We start from the raw sequence: 16000 nt of genomic DNA, 5'->3' as shown, positions 1-16000 counted from the left end.
GGACCGAGCGGGGCGAAGCTCCCGGCGGACGGAGCCGGCTCCGCCGGCCCGCCACTCCGCAGGCGTCGCATGCTGCAGCGCCACCGCGGAGGGCTACGGCCCGTCAGGCTGCCCCACCCGCGCCTCGCAGCGGCGCTCCACGGCGACCGCGCAGGCCACGAGACAGCCCAGCGCCGGTGCCGCCAGCGGCAGTTGCTGTCCGGCCGCCACGGCGACGACGGCCAGCCCGCCGATCAGCAGGGCCGAACCGCCCGGATCGGTGACGCAGGTGCGGCGCAGCGCCCCGGCCGCCGCCCGGGCCCAGCAACCGCCGGGCTCCCGCCCCGCCGCCGTCCGCAGCCCGGTGACGGTCAGCACGGCCAGCCCGGCCCAGGCAGCGGCGGCCATCGGCACGGCACCGGGCAGCGCGCCCGAGCCGGCCACCCACAGGTCCACGGCGAGCAGCGCGATCCCCGTCCACCACAGCAGGGACCAGCCCAGCCCGGTGCGCACCGCCTCGCGCAGCCCGGCCGCGAACTCCCGCCGGGTGCACCGCTCTCCCGCCAGATGACGGCGCAGATGGCCGCAGCCGGCGGCGAAGGCCGGCAGCAGTGTGACGAGGGGCAGCGCGGCGATCAGCACCCACACGCCCGTCAGCAGGCATTCGGCGAAGAGCGCGAAGCGGGCCCCGCCCGGTGTTTCCCCCTCGCGGACGGCCGCGCGGACACCCGCGCCCCGCCGTGCGTCCCCGCCCATGGCGGCCTCAGCCCTTCAGTCCGGAGGTGGTGGCGCCCTCGACCAGGAAGCGCTGGAAGGCGAGGAAGAAGAGCAGCACGGGCAGCAGCGCGAGCAGCGACATGGCCATCATCCCGCCGTAGTCGGCGAGCGTGTCCTGGTCGATGAAGAGCTTCATGCCCAGCGCGACCGGGTACTTCTGCGGGTCGTTGAGGTAGATCAGCGGGCCCATGAAGTCGTTCCAGGTCCAGATGAAGGTGAAGATGGTGCTGGTGATCAGGGCCGGGCGGCAGAGCGGCAGCACGACGCTCCAGAAGATCCTCGGATGGCCGCAGCCGTCGAGCCGCGCGGCCTCGTCCAGTTCGCGCGGCAGCCCGCGCATGAACTGCACCATCAGGAAGACGAAGAAGGCGTCCACGGCGAGGTACTTGCCGAGCAGCAGCGGCACATAGCTGTCCACCAGTCCGAGCTTCTGGAAGACGATGTACTGCGGGATCAGCAGGACGTGCACCGGCAGCAGCAGCGTCGAGATCATCAGCCCGAACATCACGGCACGCCCGGCGAAGCGGATGCGGGCGAAGGCGTAGGCGGCGAGCGAGCAGGAGAAGAGCACGCCGCCGACCGAACCGAGCGCCAGGATCAGCGAGTTGACGAAGAAGGTGCCCAGCGGGATGTCGGCGATGCCCTCGGTGAGCCGCCGGAAGTTGCCGGTGATCGGCTCGGTGGGGAACAGCTCCAGACTGCCGACGATGTCCTGCCCCGGCTTGAACGCGGCCCCGATCACCCACACCACCGGGTAGAGCACCACGACGAGCAGCGCCACCGACAGCAGATGCGGCAGCAGCGAGCGCGCGGTGCGCCGGCGGCGGGCGCTCACCGGCGCACGCGACGCGCGCGGCACACGCGACACACACGGCCGCGGCGGGCCCGCCGGCTCCCCCGGTTCCGTCCGGCTCATCGGCCCCCCGCCCCCTCTCCCTCGTAGTGCACCCAGCCGCGCTGAGTGCGGAACAGGACGAAGGTCACCAGCCCGACGCCGAGCATCAGCATCCAGGCCATCGCGGAGGCGTATCCCATCCGGAACTCCCGGAAGCCCTTCTCGTAGAGATAGAGGGTGTAGAAGAGCGTGGAGTCCGCCGGCCCGCCCCGGCCGTTGCTGACGACATACGCCGAGGTGAAGACCTGGAAGGAGTGGATGGTCTCCAGCAGCAGGTTGAAGAAGAGGACCGGGGAGATCAGCGGCAGGGTCACCGAGCGGAACCGCCGCCAGGCCCCCGCCCCGTCCACCTCCGCCGCCTCGTACAGCTCGCGCGGCACCTGCTTGAGCCCGGCCAGGAAGATCACCATCGGGGCGCCGAACTGCCAGACGGCCAGCGCCACCAGTGTGTGGATCGCCCAGTCGGGGTCGCCGACCCAGCCGCCGATGTCCGCCCCGAAGAGCCGCAGCGACCGGTCGACCACCGCCTCGTCCTGGAAGATCGCGCGCCAGACGATGCCGATGCTGACGCTGGCGCCGATCAGCGAGGGCGCGTAGAAGGCCGAGCGGTAGAAGCCCAGGCCGCGGCGCGGGCGGGCGAGCAGGAGGGCGACGCCGAGCGCGGCGGCGAGTTTGAGGGGCGTGGCGATCAGGACGTACTGCAGGGTGACGCCCACCGAGGTGGCCCAGCGGGGGTCCTCGAACATGGCGCGGTAGTTGCCGAACCCGGTCCAGCGGGGCGCGTTGAAGAGGTCGTACTCCGTGAAGGAGAGGTAGAGCGAGGCGAGCATGGGGCCGAGGGTCAGCAGCAGCATGCCGAGGATCCACGGCGACAGGAAGAGGTAGCCGGCCAGGGTCTCCCGCCGCCCCCGCCGGCGGGCGTCCCCGGCGGGGGCCACGGGCGGCGGCCCGGTTCCGGTGCCGCGGAACCGGCGGGCGGCGGAGCCCGAGGGCAACGGACTCGTCTTCGTATGCGTCACGGCGGCCTCCGCCTCAGGACCGGAGCGCCTGCTCGGCCTCCGAGAAGAACTGGTCCACGCCCTCGGCCACGGACGTCGTGCCGTGGGCCACGTCGCCCCAGATCCGCAGGAAGGCCGCCTCGGTGACGGAGGTCCCGGCCGGCTGCGGTGTCATGGGCTCGACGAGACCGGCGATCTGCTGCTCGTACTCGGCGACGCGTTCGTCGGGCCCCTCGGGTTCATAGGCAGCGGCCTGCCGCTCCGTCGCCAGCACCCCGCGGTTGTAGCCCATGATCTTCCCGACCCCGGGGTCGTGGACCATGAAGTCGATGAACCGCGCGACCTCCTCCGGGTGCTGGGTGCGGGCGTAGCCGCTGAGCATGAGGGAGGAGATGTACTGGCCCGTCCGCTCGCCGTCGGTGGTGGGCAGCGGCGCGAGGGCGAGTTCGGCGTCGGTCTCGGCCGACCAGCGGACGATGAAGTTGTCCCAGGAGAACTCGGAGGCGGCGAGGCCCGCGGCCAGGACGGACTTGGGCGCCACCTGGTCCGCCTTCTTCTGCGGCACCAGGGTCCCGTCCTCGACGTCGGCGTAGTTGTCGTTCCACCACGTCCGCAGGTCGTCCTTGGTGAAGCCGAGTTCGCCGTCCGCGGTGTAGAAGGCCTTGTCCTGCTGGCGGAGGACGAGGTCGTAGAGGTACATCACCCCGGCGTTGGCCGCGGCTCCCTTGATGCCGCCCGACTCGCTGATCTTCTCGACGGCCGCGTGGTACTGGTCCCAGGTCCAGCCCTTCTCCGGTGAGACACCGGCCTTCTCGAACTCCGCCACGTCGTAGATCAGCGCGAAGGTGTTGCCGCCGACGGGGACGGCCAGCAGCTTGCCGTCGACCTCGCCGGCCTTCTCCAGTCCGGCCCGGAAGCCGTCCGTGCGGAGGTGCCCGGCCCTCACCTGCGGTGTGAGGTCGAGAAGGACGTTCTTGGCGCCGTACTCGCGCAGGAAGGCGGCGGAGTTCTGGAAGACGTCGGGGGCGCCGCCGCCCGCCGACTGCGTGGCGAACTTCTTCCAGTAGTCCTCGTACTCCAGGAAGTCGGTCTTCACCGTGATGCCGGGGTGTTTCTTCTCGAAGAGCGCCACCGTCTTGTTGATCAGCTTCGCCCGGCTCGCGTCCCCCCACCAGGAGTAGCGAAGGGTGACGGTGCCGTCCCCGCCGCCGCTGCCGCCGCAGCCGGCGGCGAGCAGCCCCAGCGCCAGCACGGCCGCGGCCGTCCTCAGCCGGCGTCCGTTCCGACCTGCTCTCATGGCGCGCCCCTCCCGGACGGCCCGGGGGCCGCCCACCCGATTGAAACGTTTTAGGCAAGCGCTTGCCAGGACAACGTAGAGACCGCTTCGGAACCCGTCAACGGTTCGGACAAGGATCGGGCCGGACCCGGCCGGCGCCTCAACGCACGGAAAAGGCCGCGGGCCGGGAGACTGTCCGTCTCCCGGCCCGCGGCCGGTGGTGGGCGATACTGGGTTCGAACCAGTGACCTCTTCGGTGTGAACGAAGCGCTCTCCCACTGAGCTAATCGCCCGGGCGCGGGCCCCACATTACCGCACGCCGGCGCCTGCTCAGGACCGCTGTCCGCTACCAGGCCACGTTCCACGGCAGCTGGAAGCCGAAGGCCCAGACGTAGTAGCCGCAGCCGATCGCCGCGATCACGCCGCCGACGGCCGTCAGGATGATGTTCCGCCGCCGCACCCTGGGGTCGAGCGCCTTCTTGGCGGCCTCCTTGACCTTGCGCTTCGTCCACCGCAGCACCAGCTGCGCCCAGACGAACTCGGTCGCCCAGATCGCCATGCCGGCGAATATCACGACCCAGCCGGGTCCGGGCAGGACGAGCATGGCGGCCCCCGCGGCCACGACCGCGAGGCCGACCAGGAACACCCCGACCTGCCAGCTCAGATGGAGCGGCCGGGAGGCCCGGATGAAGCGGGGGGCCCGCGAGCCGAGGCGCGGCTCGTCACCGTCCTCCGGCTCAGACTCCACTTCCGCCTCCGGCCCGGACTCCGTCCTCACGCCGACCACCGTCGCACTCCGGCCAACGCTCCGCACCTCGGCGGTCGCGGCACCCGCCGGCCCGCCGGCCGGCACCGGGCCGGTGCACCCCGGGCGACCGTCACTCTCCGCATCCATGGATCAAACCTACCGGACACCCCGGCGCGGCCGGAACGGTCGGGAGTATGACCGAAGACTCCTCCATACGGGTTACGCAAAGGCCCGTAAAAGGGTCAGAGGGGTTTACAACCGGACTCTAGGTGGCATGTCGATTTCGCCGACGTGCGAATCCCCGAGCGCACACTGAGCGAAAGGCCATGGCGCTTATGAACACCACGGTCAGCTGCGAGCTGCACCTGCGCCTCGTTGTGTCGAGCGAATCCTCCCTGCCCGTTCCGGCGGGCCTGCGGTATGACACGGCCGACCCCTACGCCGTGCACGCCACCTTCCACACCGGAGCCGAGGAAACCGTCGAGTGGGTGTTCGCCCGCGACCTCCTCGCCGAGGGGCTGCACCGGCCCACCGGCACCGGCGACGTCCGGGTGTGGCCGTCCCGCAGCCACGGGCAGGGGGTCGTCTGCATCGCCCTCAGCTCACCGGAGGGCGAAGCACTGCTCGAAGCCCCGGCGCGGGCGCTGGAATCGTTCCTCAAGCGGACGGACGCCGCGGTGCCGCCCGGCACCGAACACCGGCACTTCGACCTCGACACCGAACTCTCCCACATCCTCGCGGAGAGCTGAGGAGGCAGGAACGCGGGTCAGCCACCCGCAGCAACGCAACCGCTCACCGCTCGCAGCCGTCCGACTCGGGGCGACGGCTCGGGCCGGCACACAACCGAAGGGGGCGGCGCCCTCACCGCGGTGGCTCCGCGGTGAGGGCGCCGTCGCGCCCGGTGAGCCGCTAGAGTCGGCCGGCATCCGAAGAGGAAGCCGCCGACCACCGGCCAGGGAGCGATCCGTGCTGATCAACCACGACACCCGGTGCGCGCTCGACAGCGTCATCGATCTCGTGAACACCTCGGGGGAGGGCGGTGAGCCCGACGCTCTCCAGAACCTCGCGGACCTCCACCGCTTCGTCCACCGCCACAGCATCAGCGACATCGGCACCCTCGGCGAGGACGACCTCGCCGCCGTGCGGGACGTCCGCGCCCGCTTCGCCGAGGTCTTCGCCGCCGACGGCACCACGGAGGCCGCACGACTGCTCAACGCCATGGTGGCGGCCGCCGGCACCACACCCCGGCTGACCGACCACGACGGCTACGACTGGCACATCCACTACTTCGCACCGGGCTCCTCGATAGCGGACCACCTCGCCGCCGACGGGGGCATGGCCCTCGCCTTCCTCGTCGTCGCCGGCGAACGCGAGCGGCTGCGGCGCTGCGAGGCCCCGGACTGCCGCCGGGCCTTCGTCGACCTCTCCCGCAACCGTTCGCGCCGCTACTGCGACAGCCGCACCTGCGGCAACCGGCTGCATGTGGCCGCCTACCGGGCCCGGCGCCGGGAGGCCGGGGAGCAGTGAGGCCCGCACCCTCCCGGGGGGGCGCGGGACGGGCGGCCGCCGGGGCCTCACCACCGGTGGAGGCCGAGGAGGTCGTAGACGGCGCCGAAGAGCAGCAGGGAGCCGATGACGGTCAGGAAGAGCATCAGCGGCGGCTGGGAGAGCGCGTAGAGACAGCCCCGGCTCTCGGGGGGAGCGGCGGGCTCGGCGGTGACCGGAACGGAACTCCGGGTGCTCGGCTCTGCGCAGGTCAGGGGTGGTTCGGTGGCCCGAAGGGCAAGGTCATCGTTCATCTCGGGCAGATGATGACGCACCCGCGGCCGCGCACACCGCCAAGACGCCGGAATTCACCCGGAGTTCAAATGTTCTCGGGTTTACTTTCTAGATTCCGTGCTTCTTGAGGATCGCCTCGATGTCCTCGAAGTCCTCCAGACCGGTGTCCTGCCCGCCCCGCTTGCCGCCCTTGCGGTCCGGCTCCGCGTCGCGCCCCTGCGCCCGTCCGGGGCCCAGGGACGGCGCCGACGCCCCCGGCGCCACCGCGCCCCGCCGCTCCCCGGCGGAGGCCGCGCGGCGTTCCGTACGGGACGGGCCGCGGCGCCTGCCGACGACCCGGGTGACGACGAGCAGCACCACGGACACCGCCAGGACGGCGAACCCGGCCCAGACGGACGGCTTCAGCACCAGACCGGCGGCCCAGTCGGCCGTGGCGGCCGCGATGTCACCGGCCAGATCCGCCAGCCCGGCCATCGCCAGGCCGACCGGGATCAGCGCCAGGGCGGCGATCCGGGTCGCGGCCAGAAAACGCTTCCGGTAGGCGGTGAGCAGGGCGAGGGCCAGGCCGGCCGCGGACAGCGCGACACAGACGGTCGTGGTCAGCATGGCGGCCCCTCAGCGGCGATCGCGGACATTGCCACTCCCATCCCCCGTACGTTCGTCCCCGTGGTTCCTCTTCCATCCTGCACCCGGTGGCGGTGCCGGGGCCATGCCGGCGGGGAGGGGTCAGGGACTTTCCGGGGTCGCCCCTCATCCTCAGGTGCCGGTCCCGGCCCTCCGGGCGGGCTGGGAGACTGGCCCCATGATGGACACCACCACCGGCCGCACCGTCGTCCTCGACGTCTGGTGCGAACTGCAGTGCCCCGACTGCCGCACCGCCCTGGCGGACCTCCGCGCCCTGCGCGCCCGCTACGGCGACACGCTCGTGACCCGGCTGCGCCACTTCCCGCTGGACAAGCACCGGCACTCCCACGCCGCGGCCCAGGCCGCCGAGGAGGCGGCCGCCCAGGGGCAGGGCCGGCGCTACGCCGAGGCCGTCCTGGAGCGCGCCGAGGAGCTGGGGCGGCGCGGGGAGCCGCTGCTCGTCGAGGTCGCCCGGGAACTCGGCCTGGACGCCGAGGAGATGGACACCGCGCTGGTCGACGGCCGGCACATGCTGATCGTGGACGCCGACCAGGCGGAGGGCAAGGCGATCGGGGTGACCGGCACACCGACGTATGTGATCGGCGGTGAGCGGCTGGACGGCGGCCGGAGCCAGGAGGGGCTGCGGGAGCGCGTCGAGGAGATCGCGGACCGGCTGCTCGCGGAGGGCGGGGGCGCCGCCTGACCCGCCCGGTCCGGGCGGGTCCCGCCGGTCCGGCGCGGCCGGCGGGCGGGCCCGCCGGATCGGGTGGGCCGGGCGGAGGGGCCGGGCGGAGGGGCCGGGTCAGAGCAGGGGCTTGGTGAGAAGGCGGCGGGCCGTCTCGTAGCCGAGGGAGGTGTAGAGGCGGAGAGCCGGGGTGTTGTCCGTGAAGACGCGCAGGCCGAGGGTCTCCGCGCCCGCCGCCCGGCACTCCCGTTCGGCCAGGAGCATCAGCGACCGGCCGTGGCCCCGGCCGCGCAGTTCCTCCACCACCTCGACCTCGTAGACGTAGGCGTCGAGGCCCTCCGGGGCCCGCTCACCCAGCCCGAGCCAGAGCACGCCCGCGTCCGTGCCCTCGTGGGAGAGGACGCGCAGCAGGGCCCCCGGGGTGCGGACCCCGTCCGGCAGCAGCCGCGCGTGGTCCGCCCCGGCCTCGGCGCGGGCCCGCTCCTCCGGGACGCCGCGGCCGGTCAGCACACGCGCGTAGCTCTCCCGGGACTGCTGCTGCCAGGCGGTGAACTCGGTGGCGTTCATGGGGCGGCCCTCGCTGCCCGCCGGGAGGGGCGGGGGCTCCGCGGGAACCCGCTTGCGCAGATTCCGGGCGAACTCGGTGTAGCCGAGGGCCTCCGCCATCCGCAGGGCCGCGCCGGACGACTCCGGCACGGCGATCTCCGTGCGCACGCAGCCCCAGCCGCGCAGCACCTCCTCGGCGGCCAGCACGGCCACGGTGCCGCGTCCGCGCCGCCGGTCGGGCACGGCGATCCGCAGCCCCTCGATACGGCCCACGGGGCCGGGCCGGGCGTCCGCAGTGAGGGCGACGGTGCCCACGGGGCGGCTGTTGACGCAGACCTCGTAGCCGCGGGCGCGTGAGCCGTCGCGGTCGCGCCGTTCCGGCCCCGTGGGCCGCAGAGTTGTCGTCATCAAGATTTTGTACCGGGCGCGGAGGCCCGGCGTCACCCGTCGTGCGGGCCGGAGTTCCCACGGAGCGGCCGCGGGCCGGGCCGGGGCCGGCCGGGTGCCGGCCGGGTACGGGGCGGGAGCGGTGCGGGTCAGGCCGGGTCCGGGTCGGCCGCCGAGCGTTCCGCGAAGACCCGCATCGCCTTGGCCGTGACCGGTCCGGGGGCGCCGGGCAGCGTCCGGTCGCCGACCCGGTGCACGGCCTGGACGTCACGGAGCGTGGAGGTCAGGAAGATCTCCTCGGCCCGGTCCAGGACGTCCATCGGCAGCTCGGTCTCCCGCGCACCGGTCCACTCGGCGGTCAGGGCGCGGGTGATCCCGGCGAGGCAGCCGGAGGAGAGCGGCGGAGTGTGCGGGACGCCGTCGAGGACCACGAAGACGTTGGAGCCGGTGCCCTCGCAGAGCTGCCCCACGGTGTTGGCGAACAGGGCCTCGGACGCGCCCTGTTCGCGGGCGCGGGCCAGCGCCAGGACGTTCTCCGCGTACGAGGTGGTCTTGAGGCCGGTGAGGGCGCCGCGCTCGTTGCGGACCCAGTCCACGGTGATCACGGCCGTGCTGTCGGGCGAGGGCTTGGCCTCGCCCAGGGCGACGACCAGGGTCGGCCGGGCGGTGCCGCGGTCGGAACCGAGCGGGGAGAGCCCGCCGGTGTAGGTAATCCGCAGCCTGCCATAGGGCAGCGGGTTGGCGGCGAGCACGGCCTCGCAGGCATGCCGGACCTCGTCGCGGTCGGGCTCCGGCAGGCCGAGGCCGCGGGCGGAGACGGCCAGCCGGTCGAGGTGGCGGCTGACGGCGAAGGCCCGGCCGTTCTGGGCCTTGAGGGTCTCGAACACGCCGTCGCCGACGGTGAGTCCGTGGTCGAGCACGGAGACGCGCGCGTCGTCCGCGTCCCGCAGTTTCCCGCCCAGCCAGATCTTCACAGTGTCTCTCCTCGCGTTCCCCGGGCCGCGGTGTGCTCCGCGTCCTGCGGTTGTCCCGCTTCCTCCGGTTTCCCCGGCCTCTCCGACGCTATCGCGAGCAGCCGGCGTGCCTTGAGTTCGGTCTCGGCCCACTCGCGCCCGGGGTCGGAGCCCCAGGTGATGCCCGCGCCGGTGCCGAAGCGCAGCAGCGGGCCGCCGGGGGCCTCGCGGTCGATCCAGAAGGTGCGGATGCCGACGGCCAGTTCGCCGGTGCCGCGGTCGGCGTCGACCCAGCCGACACCGCCGCAGTACGGGCCGCGGGGTGCCGTCTCCAGCTCCTCGATGATCCGCAGCGCGCTGGACTTGGGCGCCCCGGTGACGGAGCCGGGCGGGAAGGTGCCGTCGAGGAGTTCGGGCCAGCCCGCGCCGCCGGCCAGTTCACCGCGCACCGTGGAGACGAGGTGCACCAGGCCCGGGTGGGCCTCGACGGCGCACAGCTCGGGCACGGTCACGGAGCCGGTGGCGCAGACCCGGCCGAGGTCGTTGCGGACCAGGTCCACGATCATGACGTTCTCGGCGTGGTCCTTCTCCAGCAGATCGGCGGCGGTGCGGCCGGTGCCCTTGATCGGCCCCGACTCCACGGTGCGGCCGTTCCGCCGCAGGAAGAGTTCGGGCGAGGCGGTGGCGACCTCCACGCCGTGCGCGGGCAGCCGCACGGTGCCCGCGTACGGGGCCGGGTTGCCGCGGGCCAGCAGCGCCGTGAGGGCGTCGATGTCGGCCGTGGCGGGGTCGGGGAGCGGTGCGGAGAGCACCCGGCAGAGGTTGGCCTGGTAGACCTCGCCCGCGGCGATGTGCTCCCGGATACGGCGGACACCGGCGAGGTAGCCGTCCCGGTCCAGGGAGGAGGTCCACTCCCCCGGCGCGGGGCCGCGCCAGGCCCCCGGGGCGGGTGCCGGCGGGGGCGCGGGCCGTACGTCGCCGAAGCGGGCGCAGACCAGTCCGCCCTCGAAGCCGGCCACCACCGCCCAGAAGCCGCCGGACTCCAGGGCCGCGGGGTCGCCGGTGACGTCGCGCAGGTCAGCGGCGACGAGTCCGCCGAAGCGGGCCAGAGGGACGAGGTCGGACACGGGTGCGATTCTATGGCCGGCGGGCCGCCCGGCCCTCCCCGCCGGTGATGAGCGCAGCACGCTGGGCAAACGGAATTTGAGCTGGCCCGGGAATCCGCTAGAGTTCGACACGTCGCCGGAACGCGCAAGCGGGCCGGGGACAGGGTGGCTCCCGGAGTGATCCGGGGAAACCGTGCGGACGTGGCTCAGTTGGTAGAGCATCACCTTGCCAAGGTGAGGGTCGCGAGTTCGAATCTCGTCGTCCGCTCGAAGTGGGGATCGTCCCTGGTCCCCGCCTGGTGGAGTGGCCGAGAGGCGAGGCAACGGCCTGCAAAGCCGTCTACACGGGTTCAAATCCCGTCTCCACCTCGGACGATTAGCTCAGCGGGAGAGCGCTTCCCTGACACGGAAGAGGTCACTGGTTCAATCCCAGTATCGTCCACCGGGTCCCCCGGGACCCCGTACCACCCGCGGCTCCGCCGCCGTCCACCGGACGGTGCCGGGCCGCCCCGCGCGATTAGCTCAGCGGGAGAGCGCTTCCCTGACACGGAAGAGGTCACTGGTTCAATCCCAGTATCGCGCACGCCGTAAACCCGGACGATTAGCTCAGCGGGAGAGCGCTTCCCTGACACGGAAGAGGTCACTGGTTCAATCCCAGTATCGTCCACACCGCAGGACCGAGGGCCGGAGCCGACAGCTCCGGCCCTCGGTCGTCCGGCCGTTCTCCGGGACGGGGCCCGCCCCGGACGACCGGGAGGCTCAGGAGGAGAAGAGCATCCGGCCGAAGCTCTTCTGCCGGCGGTGTCCGTAGTGCCCGTGGCCGCCGTGGTGCTGGGCGCCCCAGGCGGGCGCGGCCGGGGCGGGACCGGCCGGGTAGCCCTGCGGCGCGGGGCCGGGCGGCGGGGCCTGCTGCGACCACTGCGACTCGAGCCGGGTCAGCGACTCCAGCTCCCCGTAGTCGAGGAAGATCCCCCGGCAACCGCTGCACTGCTCGATCTGCACACCGTTGCGGTTGTACGTGTGCATCGGCGCATGGCACTTGGGACACTGCATGATCGGCTCAGCTCCTCGCGAGTCCGTCGGCACCGCCGGGGCCGCCCCCGTCGATGAGTGGGTTCACCCTACGACGGACGCCCGGGCCCCGGCCGGGGGTTCCACCGGGAGCCCGGCCATCCGCGCGCAGGCGTCGACCAGCGCCTCTTCCGGCTCGTCGAGGGCCCGGCGCCCCGCCGCGGCTTTGGCCAGCGCCTGGGCCGCCGACTGGACGGTCAACGCGCGGGCGGGCACGTCGAGATGCGGCCACGGATCGCCCCCGGCGGGCACGGCGGGGCCCGCCGCGGACCGGTAGGCGCCGAGGAAGCGGGTCCAGTCCTCCGGGGGGAGCAGGCCCGTGGCGTACCAGGAAGCGGGGCGGGCGAGGTCCCACACCGGCGGGCCGAGGCCCAGGTCGTCCACGTCGATCAACAGCCAGGGACCGCCGGGGGCGGGGCTCCGGACGAGCTGGCCGAGGTGGAGATCGCCGTGGCAGAGGGTGTGGCCCCCCGCGCCGGCGGGCGGCGGCTCCTCGCCGCGCGCCCAGGCCGGCAGCCGCCCCGCCGCCCGCAGGACGGCGGCGGACCCGGGCGACGGCGGCACGCCCCGCAGCCGCCGCAGCGCCGCCGCGACCTTGGCGGGGCCGCGCAGGGGCGGTACCGGGCCGGGCAGCGGGCCCGGCGGTACGGCGTGAAGCCGGGCGAGCAGGGCCGCCGTCTCCTCCCAGGGCGCGGCGTCCGGATCGTCCGGGGACACCGGGAGGCCGTGGGGCCAGAGGGTGGCGGGGCGGCCGTCGCGCAGCTCCGTCAGAAGGGCGGAGACCGGCGGCGGGGTCCGGCCGGGCTCGGGGGGCCGGGCGGGGACCGGCAGCGGGGCGAGGAGGATCCCGTCGAGGAGGGGGTGAGCGGCGATGCCGAGGCGTACGGCCAGGGCTTGGCGGTCGCTGTCGGCGGGGTGGGCCTTGGCGACGACGGAGCCGAGCCGGACCACGGTGCCGTCGGGGCGGTCGGCGAGGACGACGGGCCGGCCGGCGTCGCCGGTATTGCCGGTATTGCCGGTATCGCCCGCGCTCCCGGTACGTCCGGGGATACCGGGGTTACCGGGGTTACCGGGGTTACCGGGGTTACCGGGGTTACCGGTGCCGTTGGCGCTGCCGGGGCCGTCGGTGCTCACGGTGATTCCGGTGCCGTTGAGGAAGCCCGCGCTCCCGGCGCCGTGGGCACGGCCGTCACGCGGGCGCGGGACCGCGCTCCCCGGTGGCGCGGACGCTCCGGGCTCCGGACCGGCCGGAGGCCGCGTCGCGGCCCGTGCGGCGATGCCGGCGAGTTCACCGGCGAGTGACCCGGTCATGCGCTGCCCCCTGCCCCCTCGCGGACCCGGCGCGGGCCCGCGTGTGCCGCGGCCGCGCTGCTCCGCACCGGGCCGTCCCGCGCGCAACGTACCCCGCCGTGCCGGCGTCGCGCGACGGGGCGGCGGCTCCCACGCTGTCCGCCTCCGGCTCGGGAACCTCTTTCCGCCCGGGCCAGCCGCGTTCCGGTGGGGTGGCCCGGTTCCGTGCCCGGCGGAGGCGGGCGGGCCGGTCCGCGCGGGCTCGCCGCGCCGGGCGGCGGACCCGAGGGGGCGGGGACGGTGATCGGGGCGGCCACCCCGTGGGCCGGTGTGCCCTCGCGCGTCCGGGCTCGGGCGGGAGAACCGGCGCCCGGCCCCTCCTCCGGGCCCGCGGGCACGCGGCGCCGCGGTGCCCGGCCGCCGGGCGCCCGCGGCCGGTCCCCGTGCTCGTGCGCCGGGGCGGGCCGGGGCCGTGGCCGGGCAACACAACGCCCGGACAGCTCCCCGCTGTCCGGGCGTTCGTGCCGTCCGCCGTACCCCCGTCCCCACGGGGTGATGCAGGCCGGAGTTTCCCCGTCCCGGGCCGCTCTCCCGGGGTCCGGGGCGCTGTCAGCGCCCCAGCAGTCCAGCCACGGACGACGCCTGTGTCATGACGGCCTCCCAGCCGCCGAAGACCACGGTGAGGACTACCGCCAGGGGCAGCACCATCGCCGCGGCGACGAGCGGATGACGGGTGCCGGAGGCGGCGGTGCCCGCGGACGGCGTCCTCAGGACGACCCCGACCGCGCCGAGCGCTCTGCGCCCGTGCGTTCGGCTGACCGCTCGCTCGACTGTGCCCGCCATCGCCCCGCTCCTGTCATGTTGGGAGCGGCGGGCGTGTGACCTCGGGGGACGAGTGCGTCCGCCCGCCGCTTGACTTCAACATTAGGGGCGCGGCCGTGCCCGGTCGTCAGCCCCTCGTATCGATTCCGGGCCTCCCGCAGGATGACGGCCGGACCCTCCGGCTACTCCTGTGGGTGGACATCCGCCGCCGGTCGTGCGGGTGTTCCCCGAGGGGACGCCCCCCGTCACTCCCCCCGCTCCGACTCGTCGATCCTCGGGGCCGGGTGCTCCACCAGGGCGAGAACCCGGTTGGCCATGAAGCGGGCCGTGCGCACCGGCGTGCCGTTGCGGGTGACTTCACTCACCTCCACCACGCCCCGGCGCACCGCCGTCTCCACCCTGCGGCCGGCCCGGCCGGCCGTCATCTCGTATGTCCGAGTCGTGTCACCCGCGTCCACGACTATCTCCACGCGGTCACCCTTCACGGGATCAAACCCCCTTCTGCGACGGACCGTTGAGATCGCGCATCCGTGCCGGGTCACCGCCGTGCGCGCGGCTTCCCCCACTCCTTCAGGATCCCACCCGGCACTGACAATTCACGGGTGCGGCGTATGCGCGGCCTATGAGCGCTCCGGCCCGCCGATCCGTAAGCTGTGCCTCGTCAGACCGACCGGGCAGCGGGGATTGAACATGGCGATGATGCGGCTCCGGCGCGAGGACCCGCGTGTCGTCGGCTCGTTCAGGCTTCACCGGCGGCTGGGCGCCGGCGGCATGGGCGTGGTGTACCTGGGCTCGGACAAGCGCGGGCAGCGGGTGGCGCTCAAGGTGATCCGGCCGGATCTGGCGGAGGACCAGGAGTTCCGGTCCCGCTTCGCGCGCGAGGTGTCCGCGGCCCGCCGGATCCGCGGCGGCTGCACGGCGCGGCTGGTGGCGGCCGATCTGGAGGCGGAACGGCCGTGGTTCGCCACCCAGTACGTCCCGGGGCCGTCGCTGCACGACAAGGTGGTCGAGGAGGGCCCGCTGTCGGCGGCCCGTACCGCCGCGATCGGGGCGGCCCTCGCGGAGGGGCTGCTGGCCGTCCACGAGGCGGGCGTCGTGCACCGCGACCTCAAGCCCTCGAACATCCTGCTCTCCCCCAAGGGCCCGCGGATCATCGACTTCGGCATCGCCTGGGCGACCGGCGCCAGCACCCTGACCCATGTCGGCACGGCGGTCGGCTCCCCGGGCTTCCTGGCGCCCGAACAGGTGCGCGGCGCGGCGGTCACGCCCGCGACCGACGTCTTCGCGCTGGGTGCCACGCTCGCCTACTGCGCGACCGCCGACTCGCCCTTCGGGCAGGGCAGTTCCGAGGTCATGCTCTACCGGGTGGTGCACGAGGAACCGCAGCTGCACGGGGTGCACGACGCGCTCGCGCCGCTGATCCGGGCCTGCCTGGCCAAGGACCCCAAGGAGCGGCCGACGACCCTTCAGCTCTCCATGCGGCTGAAGGAGATCGCGGCACGGGAGACGCACGGGCCGTTGCCGGACGCACGGCTGGCGCCCTCGCGGCTCCCGGCCGACCGCCCCGGCGGGCGGCACGGCGAGCACCCCGGCGCCGACCGGGCGCAGCAGCGCGCGGAGCGCGGACCGGCGGGCACGGCTCCGGGCCCTTCCCGCACTCGCGGGCCGGCCCCGGCTCCGTCGCGCGGCGGTACGCGCTCGGGGGCGCGTCCGGCGGGCAAACGCGCGCCGCGTGAGCGGCCCCCCTCGTCCCGCGCGGGGCGCGGTACGGGCACGCGCCCCCCGTCCCGGACGAACGGCACGGGTCGCCGGCCCGCGCCGGGCCCGGACCGGCGGCTGCTGCGTCAGCGGCTGGTGGTGTTCGTGACGGTGACGGTGCTGGTCGCGCTGGGGATCGCCGCGGCACAGGGCTGCGAGGGGCCGGCCCGGGGGCTGACGGGCCCGTCGGAGCCGTTCGGCGCGGACCGGGTCACGGACGGTGCGGGCCACGGCCCGGACGCGGTTCCGGCCCCGGCCGGCGCGGACCGAAGGGGCTGAGCCGGCCCGGCCCGCCGGGCGGACGTC

18 protein-coding genes and 6 tRNA genes are annotated in these 16000 nt (G+C 74.2%); 9 read left to right on the top strand and 15 right to left on the bottom strand.

The window, feature by feature from the left end; translation table 11 throughout:
- Nucleotides 1–93: 93 nt before the first annotated feature.
- From LIX60_RS27645 to LIX60_RS27620, 6 genes are all read right to left on the bottom strand, one after another.
- A complete protein-coding gene (locus tag LIX60_RS27645; RefSeq protein ID WP_227961639.1) occupies nucleotides 94–735 on the bottom strand; it encodes a hypothetical protein in 642 nt (213 codons plus the stop codon).
- Between the two features lie 7 nt (nucleotides 736–742).
- The gene (locus LIX60_RS27640) at nucleotides 743–1672 is read right to left on the bottom strand and encodes a carbohydrate ABC transporter permease (RefSeq protein WP_265584948.1); all 930 of its coding nucleotides are present in this window, start codon (nucleotides 1670–1672) and stop codon (nucleotides 743–745) included.
- Entirely contained in the window at nucleotides 1669–2670 is a 1002-nt protein-coding gene (locus tag LIX60_RS27635; protein ID WP_374117931.1) for a carbohydrate ABC transporter permease, read from the bottom strand. The genes LIX60_RS27640 and LIX60_RS27635 overlap by 4 nt, the downstream gene beginning before the upstream one ends.
- Before the next feature lie 13 nt (nucleotides 2671–2683).
- On the bottom strand, nucleotides 2684–3946 hold the full coding sequence (locus tag LIX60_RS27630) for an ABC transporter substrate-binding protein (protein WP_227961635.1): 1263 nt from the start codon (nucleotides 3944–3946) through the stop codon (nucleotides 2684–2686).
- A 197-nt stretch (nucleotides 3947–4143) separates the two neighbouring features.
- Nucleotides 4144–4218 (bottom strand) — tRNA-Val (locus tag LIX60_RS27625).
- A 53-nt stretch (nucleotides 4219–4271) separates the two neighbouring features.
- Nucleotides 4272–4820 (bottom strand): TIGR02611 family protein, encoded by a 549-nt coding sequence (locus LIX60_RS27620; protein WP_374117930.1) that lies wholly within the window; start codon nucleotides 4818–4820, stop codon nucleotides 4272–4274.
- 188 nt (nucleotides 4821–5008) lie between these two features.
- Here LIX60_RS27620 and LIX60_RS27615 point away from each other — a divergent pair, with 188 nt between their 5' ends.
- Complete coding sequence (locus LIX60_RS27615; RefSeq protein ID WP_003959770.1) at nucleotides 5009–5422, top strand: SsgA family sporulation/cell division regulator; 414 nt, start codon at nucleotides 5009–5011, stop codon at nucleotides 5420–5422.
- A gap of 217 nt (nucleotides 5423–5639) precedes the next feature.
- Nucleotides 5640–6200, top strand: coding sequence for a CGNR zinc finger domain-containing protein (locus LIX60_RS27610; RefSeq protein ID WP_043468584.1), 561 nt, complete (start codon nucleotides 5640–5642; stop codon nucleotides 6198–6200).
- A gap of 47 nt (nucleotides 6201–6247) precedes the next feature.
- On the opposite strand, the gene LIX60_RS27605 is transcribed toward LIX60_RS27610, so the two are convergent.
- The gene (locus tag LIX60_RS27605) at nucleotides 6248–6472 is read right to left on the bottom strand and encodes a hypothetical protein (RefSeq protein WP_019708792.1); all 225 of its coding nucleotides are present in this window, start codon (nucleotides 6470–6472) and stop codon (nucleotides 6248–6250) included.
- Nucleotides 6473–6560: 88 nt separating this feature from the next.
- Entirely contained in the window at nucleotides 6561–7058 is a 498-nt protein-coding gene (locus tag LIX60_RS27600) for a hypothetical protein (protein WP_227961631.1), read from the bottom strand.
- Nucleotides 7059–7254: 196 nt separating this feature from the next.
- On the opposite strand from LIX60_RS27600, the gene LIX60_RS27595 reads away from it, so the two are divergent.
- Entirely contained in the window at nucleotides 7255–7779 is a 525-nt protein-coding gene (locus tag LIX60_RS27595; RefSeq protein WP_227961629.1) for a DsbA family protein, read from the top strand.
- Between the two features lie 99 nt (nucleotides 7780–7878).
- Here LIX60_RS27595 and LIX60_RS27590 read toward each other — a convergent pair whose 3' ends face one another.
- The 3 genes from LIX60_RS27590 to LIX60_RS27580 all read right to left on the bottom strand — a co-directional run bounded on the left by LIX60_RS27590 (nucleotide 7879) and on the right by LIX60_RS27580 (nucleotide 10774).
- Entirely contained in the window at nucleotides 7879–8715 is an 837-nt protein-coding gene (locus tag LIX60_RS27590) for a GNAT family N-acetyltransferase (protein WP_227961627.1), read from the bottom strand.
- 128 nt (nucleotides 8716–8843) lie between these two features.
- The gene (locus LIX60_RS27585; RefSeq protein ID WP_019708796.1) at nucleotides 8844–9668 is read right to left on the bottom strand and encodes an aminotransferase class IV; all 825 of its coding nucleotides are present in this window, start codon (nucleotides 9666–9668) and stop codon (nucleotides 8844–8846) included.
- Complete coding sequence (locus LIX60_RS27580) at nucleotides 9665–10774, bottom strand: chorismate-binding protein (protein ID WP_227961624.1); 1110 nt, start codon at nucleotides 10772–10774, stop codon at nucleotides 9665–9667. Before LIX60_RS27580 ends, LIX60_RS27585 begins: the two co-directional genes overlap by 4 nt.
- A gap of 174 nt (nucleotides 10775–10948) precedes the next feature.
- On the opposite strand from LIX60_RS27580, the gene LIX60_RS27575 reads away from it, so the two are divergent.
- The 5 genes from LIX60_RS27575 to LIX60_RS27555 all read left to right on the top strand — a co-directional run bounded on the left by LIX60_RS27575 (nucleotide 10949) and on the right by LIX60_RS27555 (nucleotide 11420).
- Nucleotides 10949–11021: transfer RNA gene (locus LIX60_RS27575), tRNA-Gly, on the top strand.
- A 30-nt stretch (nucleotides 11022–11051) separates the two neighbouring features.
- Nucleotides 11052–11122 (top strand) — tRNA-Cys (locus LIX60_RS27570).
- 1 nt (nucleotide 11123) lies between these two features.
- Nucleotides 11124–11195: transfer RNA gene (locus tag LIX60_RS27565), tRNA-Val, on the top strand.
- A 69-nt stretch (nucleotides 11196–11264) separates the two neighbouring features.
- A tRNA-Val gene (locus LIX60_RS27560) sits at nucleotides 11265–11336 on the top strand.
- Between the two features lie 12 nt (nucleotides 11337–11348).
- A tRNA-Val gene (locus LIX60_RS27555) sits at nucleotides 11349–11420 on the top strand.
- A 92-nt stretch (nucleotides 11421–11512) separates the two neighbouring features.
- Here the strand turns inward: LIX60_RS27555 and LIX60_RS27550 are convergent.
- The 4 genes from LIX60_RS27550 to LIX60_RS27535 all read right to left on the bottom strand — a co-directional run bounded on the left by LIX60_RS27550 (nucleotide 11513) and on the right by LIX60_RS27535 (nucleotide 14421).
- The gene (locus LIX60_RS27550; RefSeq protein WP_078649978.1) at nucleotides 11513–11806 is read right to left on the bottom strand and encodes a zf-TFIIB domain-containing protein; all 294 of its coding nucleotides are present in this window, start codon (nucleotides 11804–11806) and stop codon (nucleotides 11513–11515) included.
- Nucleotides 11807–11869: 63 nt separating this feature from the next.
- Nucleotides 11870–13135, bottom strand: a complete 1266-nt coding sequence (locus LIX60_RS27545) for an aminoglycoside phosphotransferase family protein (protein WP_227961622.1) — start codon at nucleotides 13133–13135, stop codon at nucleotides 11870–11872.
- A 588-nt stretch (nucleotides 13136–13723) separates the two neighbouring features.
- Nucleotides 13724–13957, bottom strand: coding sequence for a hypothetical protein (locus tag LIX60_RS27540; RefSeq protein ID WP_227961620.1), 234 nt, complete (start codon nucleotides 13955–13957; stop codon nucleotides 13724–13726).
- 224 nt (nucleotides 13958–14181) lie between these two features.
- Nucleotides 14182–14421 (bottom strand): hypothetical protein, encoded by a 240-nt coding sequence (locus LIX60_RS27535; RefSeq protein WP_030542042.1) that lies wholly within the window; start codon nucleotides 14419–14421, stop codon nucleotides 14182–14184.
- A 205-nt stretch (nucleotides 14422–14626) separates the two neighbouring features.
- Between LIX60_RS27535 and LIX60_RS27530 the strand changes: the two genes are divergently transcribed.
- The gene (locus tag LIX60_RS27530; RefSeq protein ID WP_227961618.1) at nucleotides 14627–15973 is read left to right on the top strand and encodes a serine/threonine-protein kinase; all 1347 of its coding nucleotides are present in this window, start codon (nucleotides 14627–14629) and stop codon (nucleotides 15971–15973) included.
- The last annotated feature ends 27 nt before the right edge of the window (nucleotides 15974–16000 follow it).

The organism is Streptomyces sp. S07_1.15 (assembly GCF_020739505.1).
GTDB classification, from domain to species: Bacteria; Actinomycetota; Actinomycetes; order Streptomycetales; family Streptomycetaceae; genus Streptomyces; species Streptomyces xinghaiensis.
The sequence above is the reverse complement of the archived record's forward strand: the minus strand, read 5'-3'. Positions and strand labels throughout refer to the sequence as shown.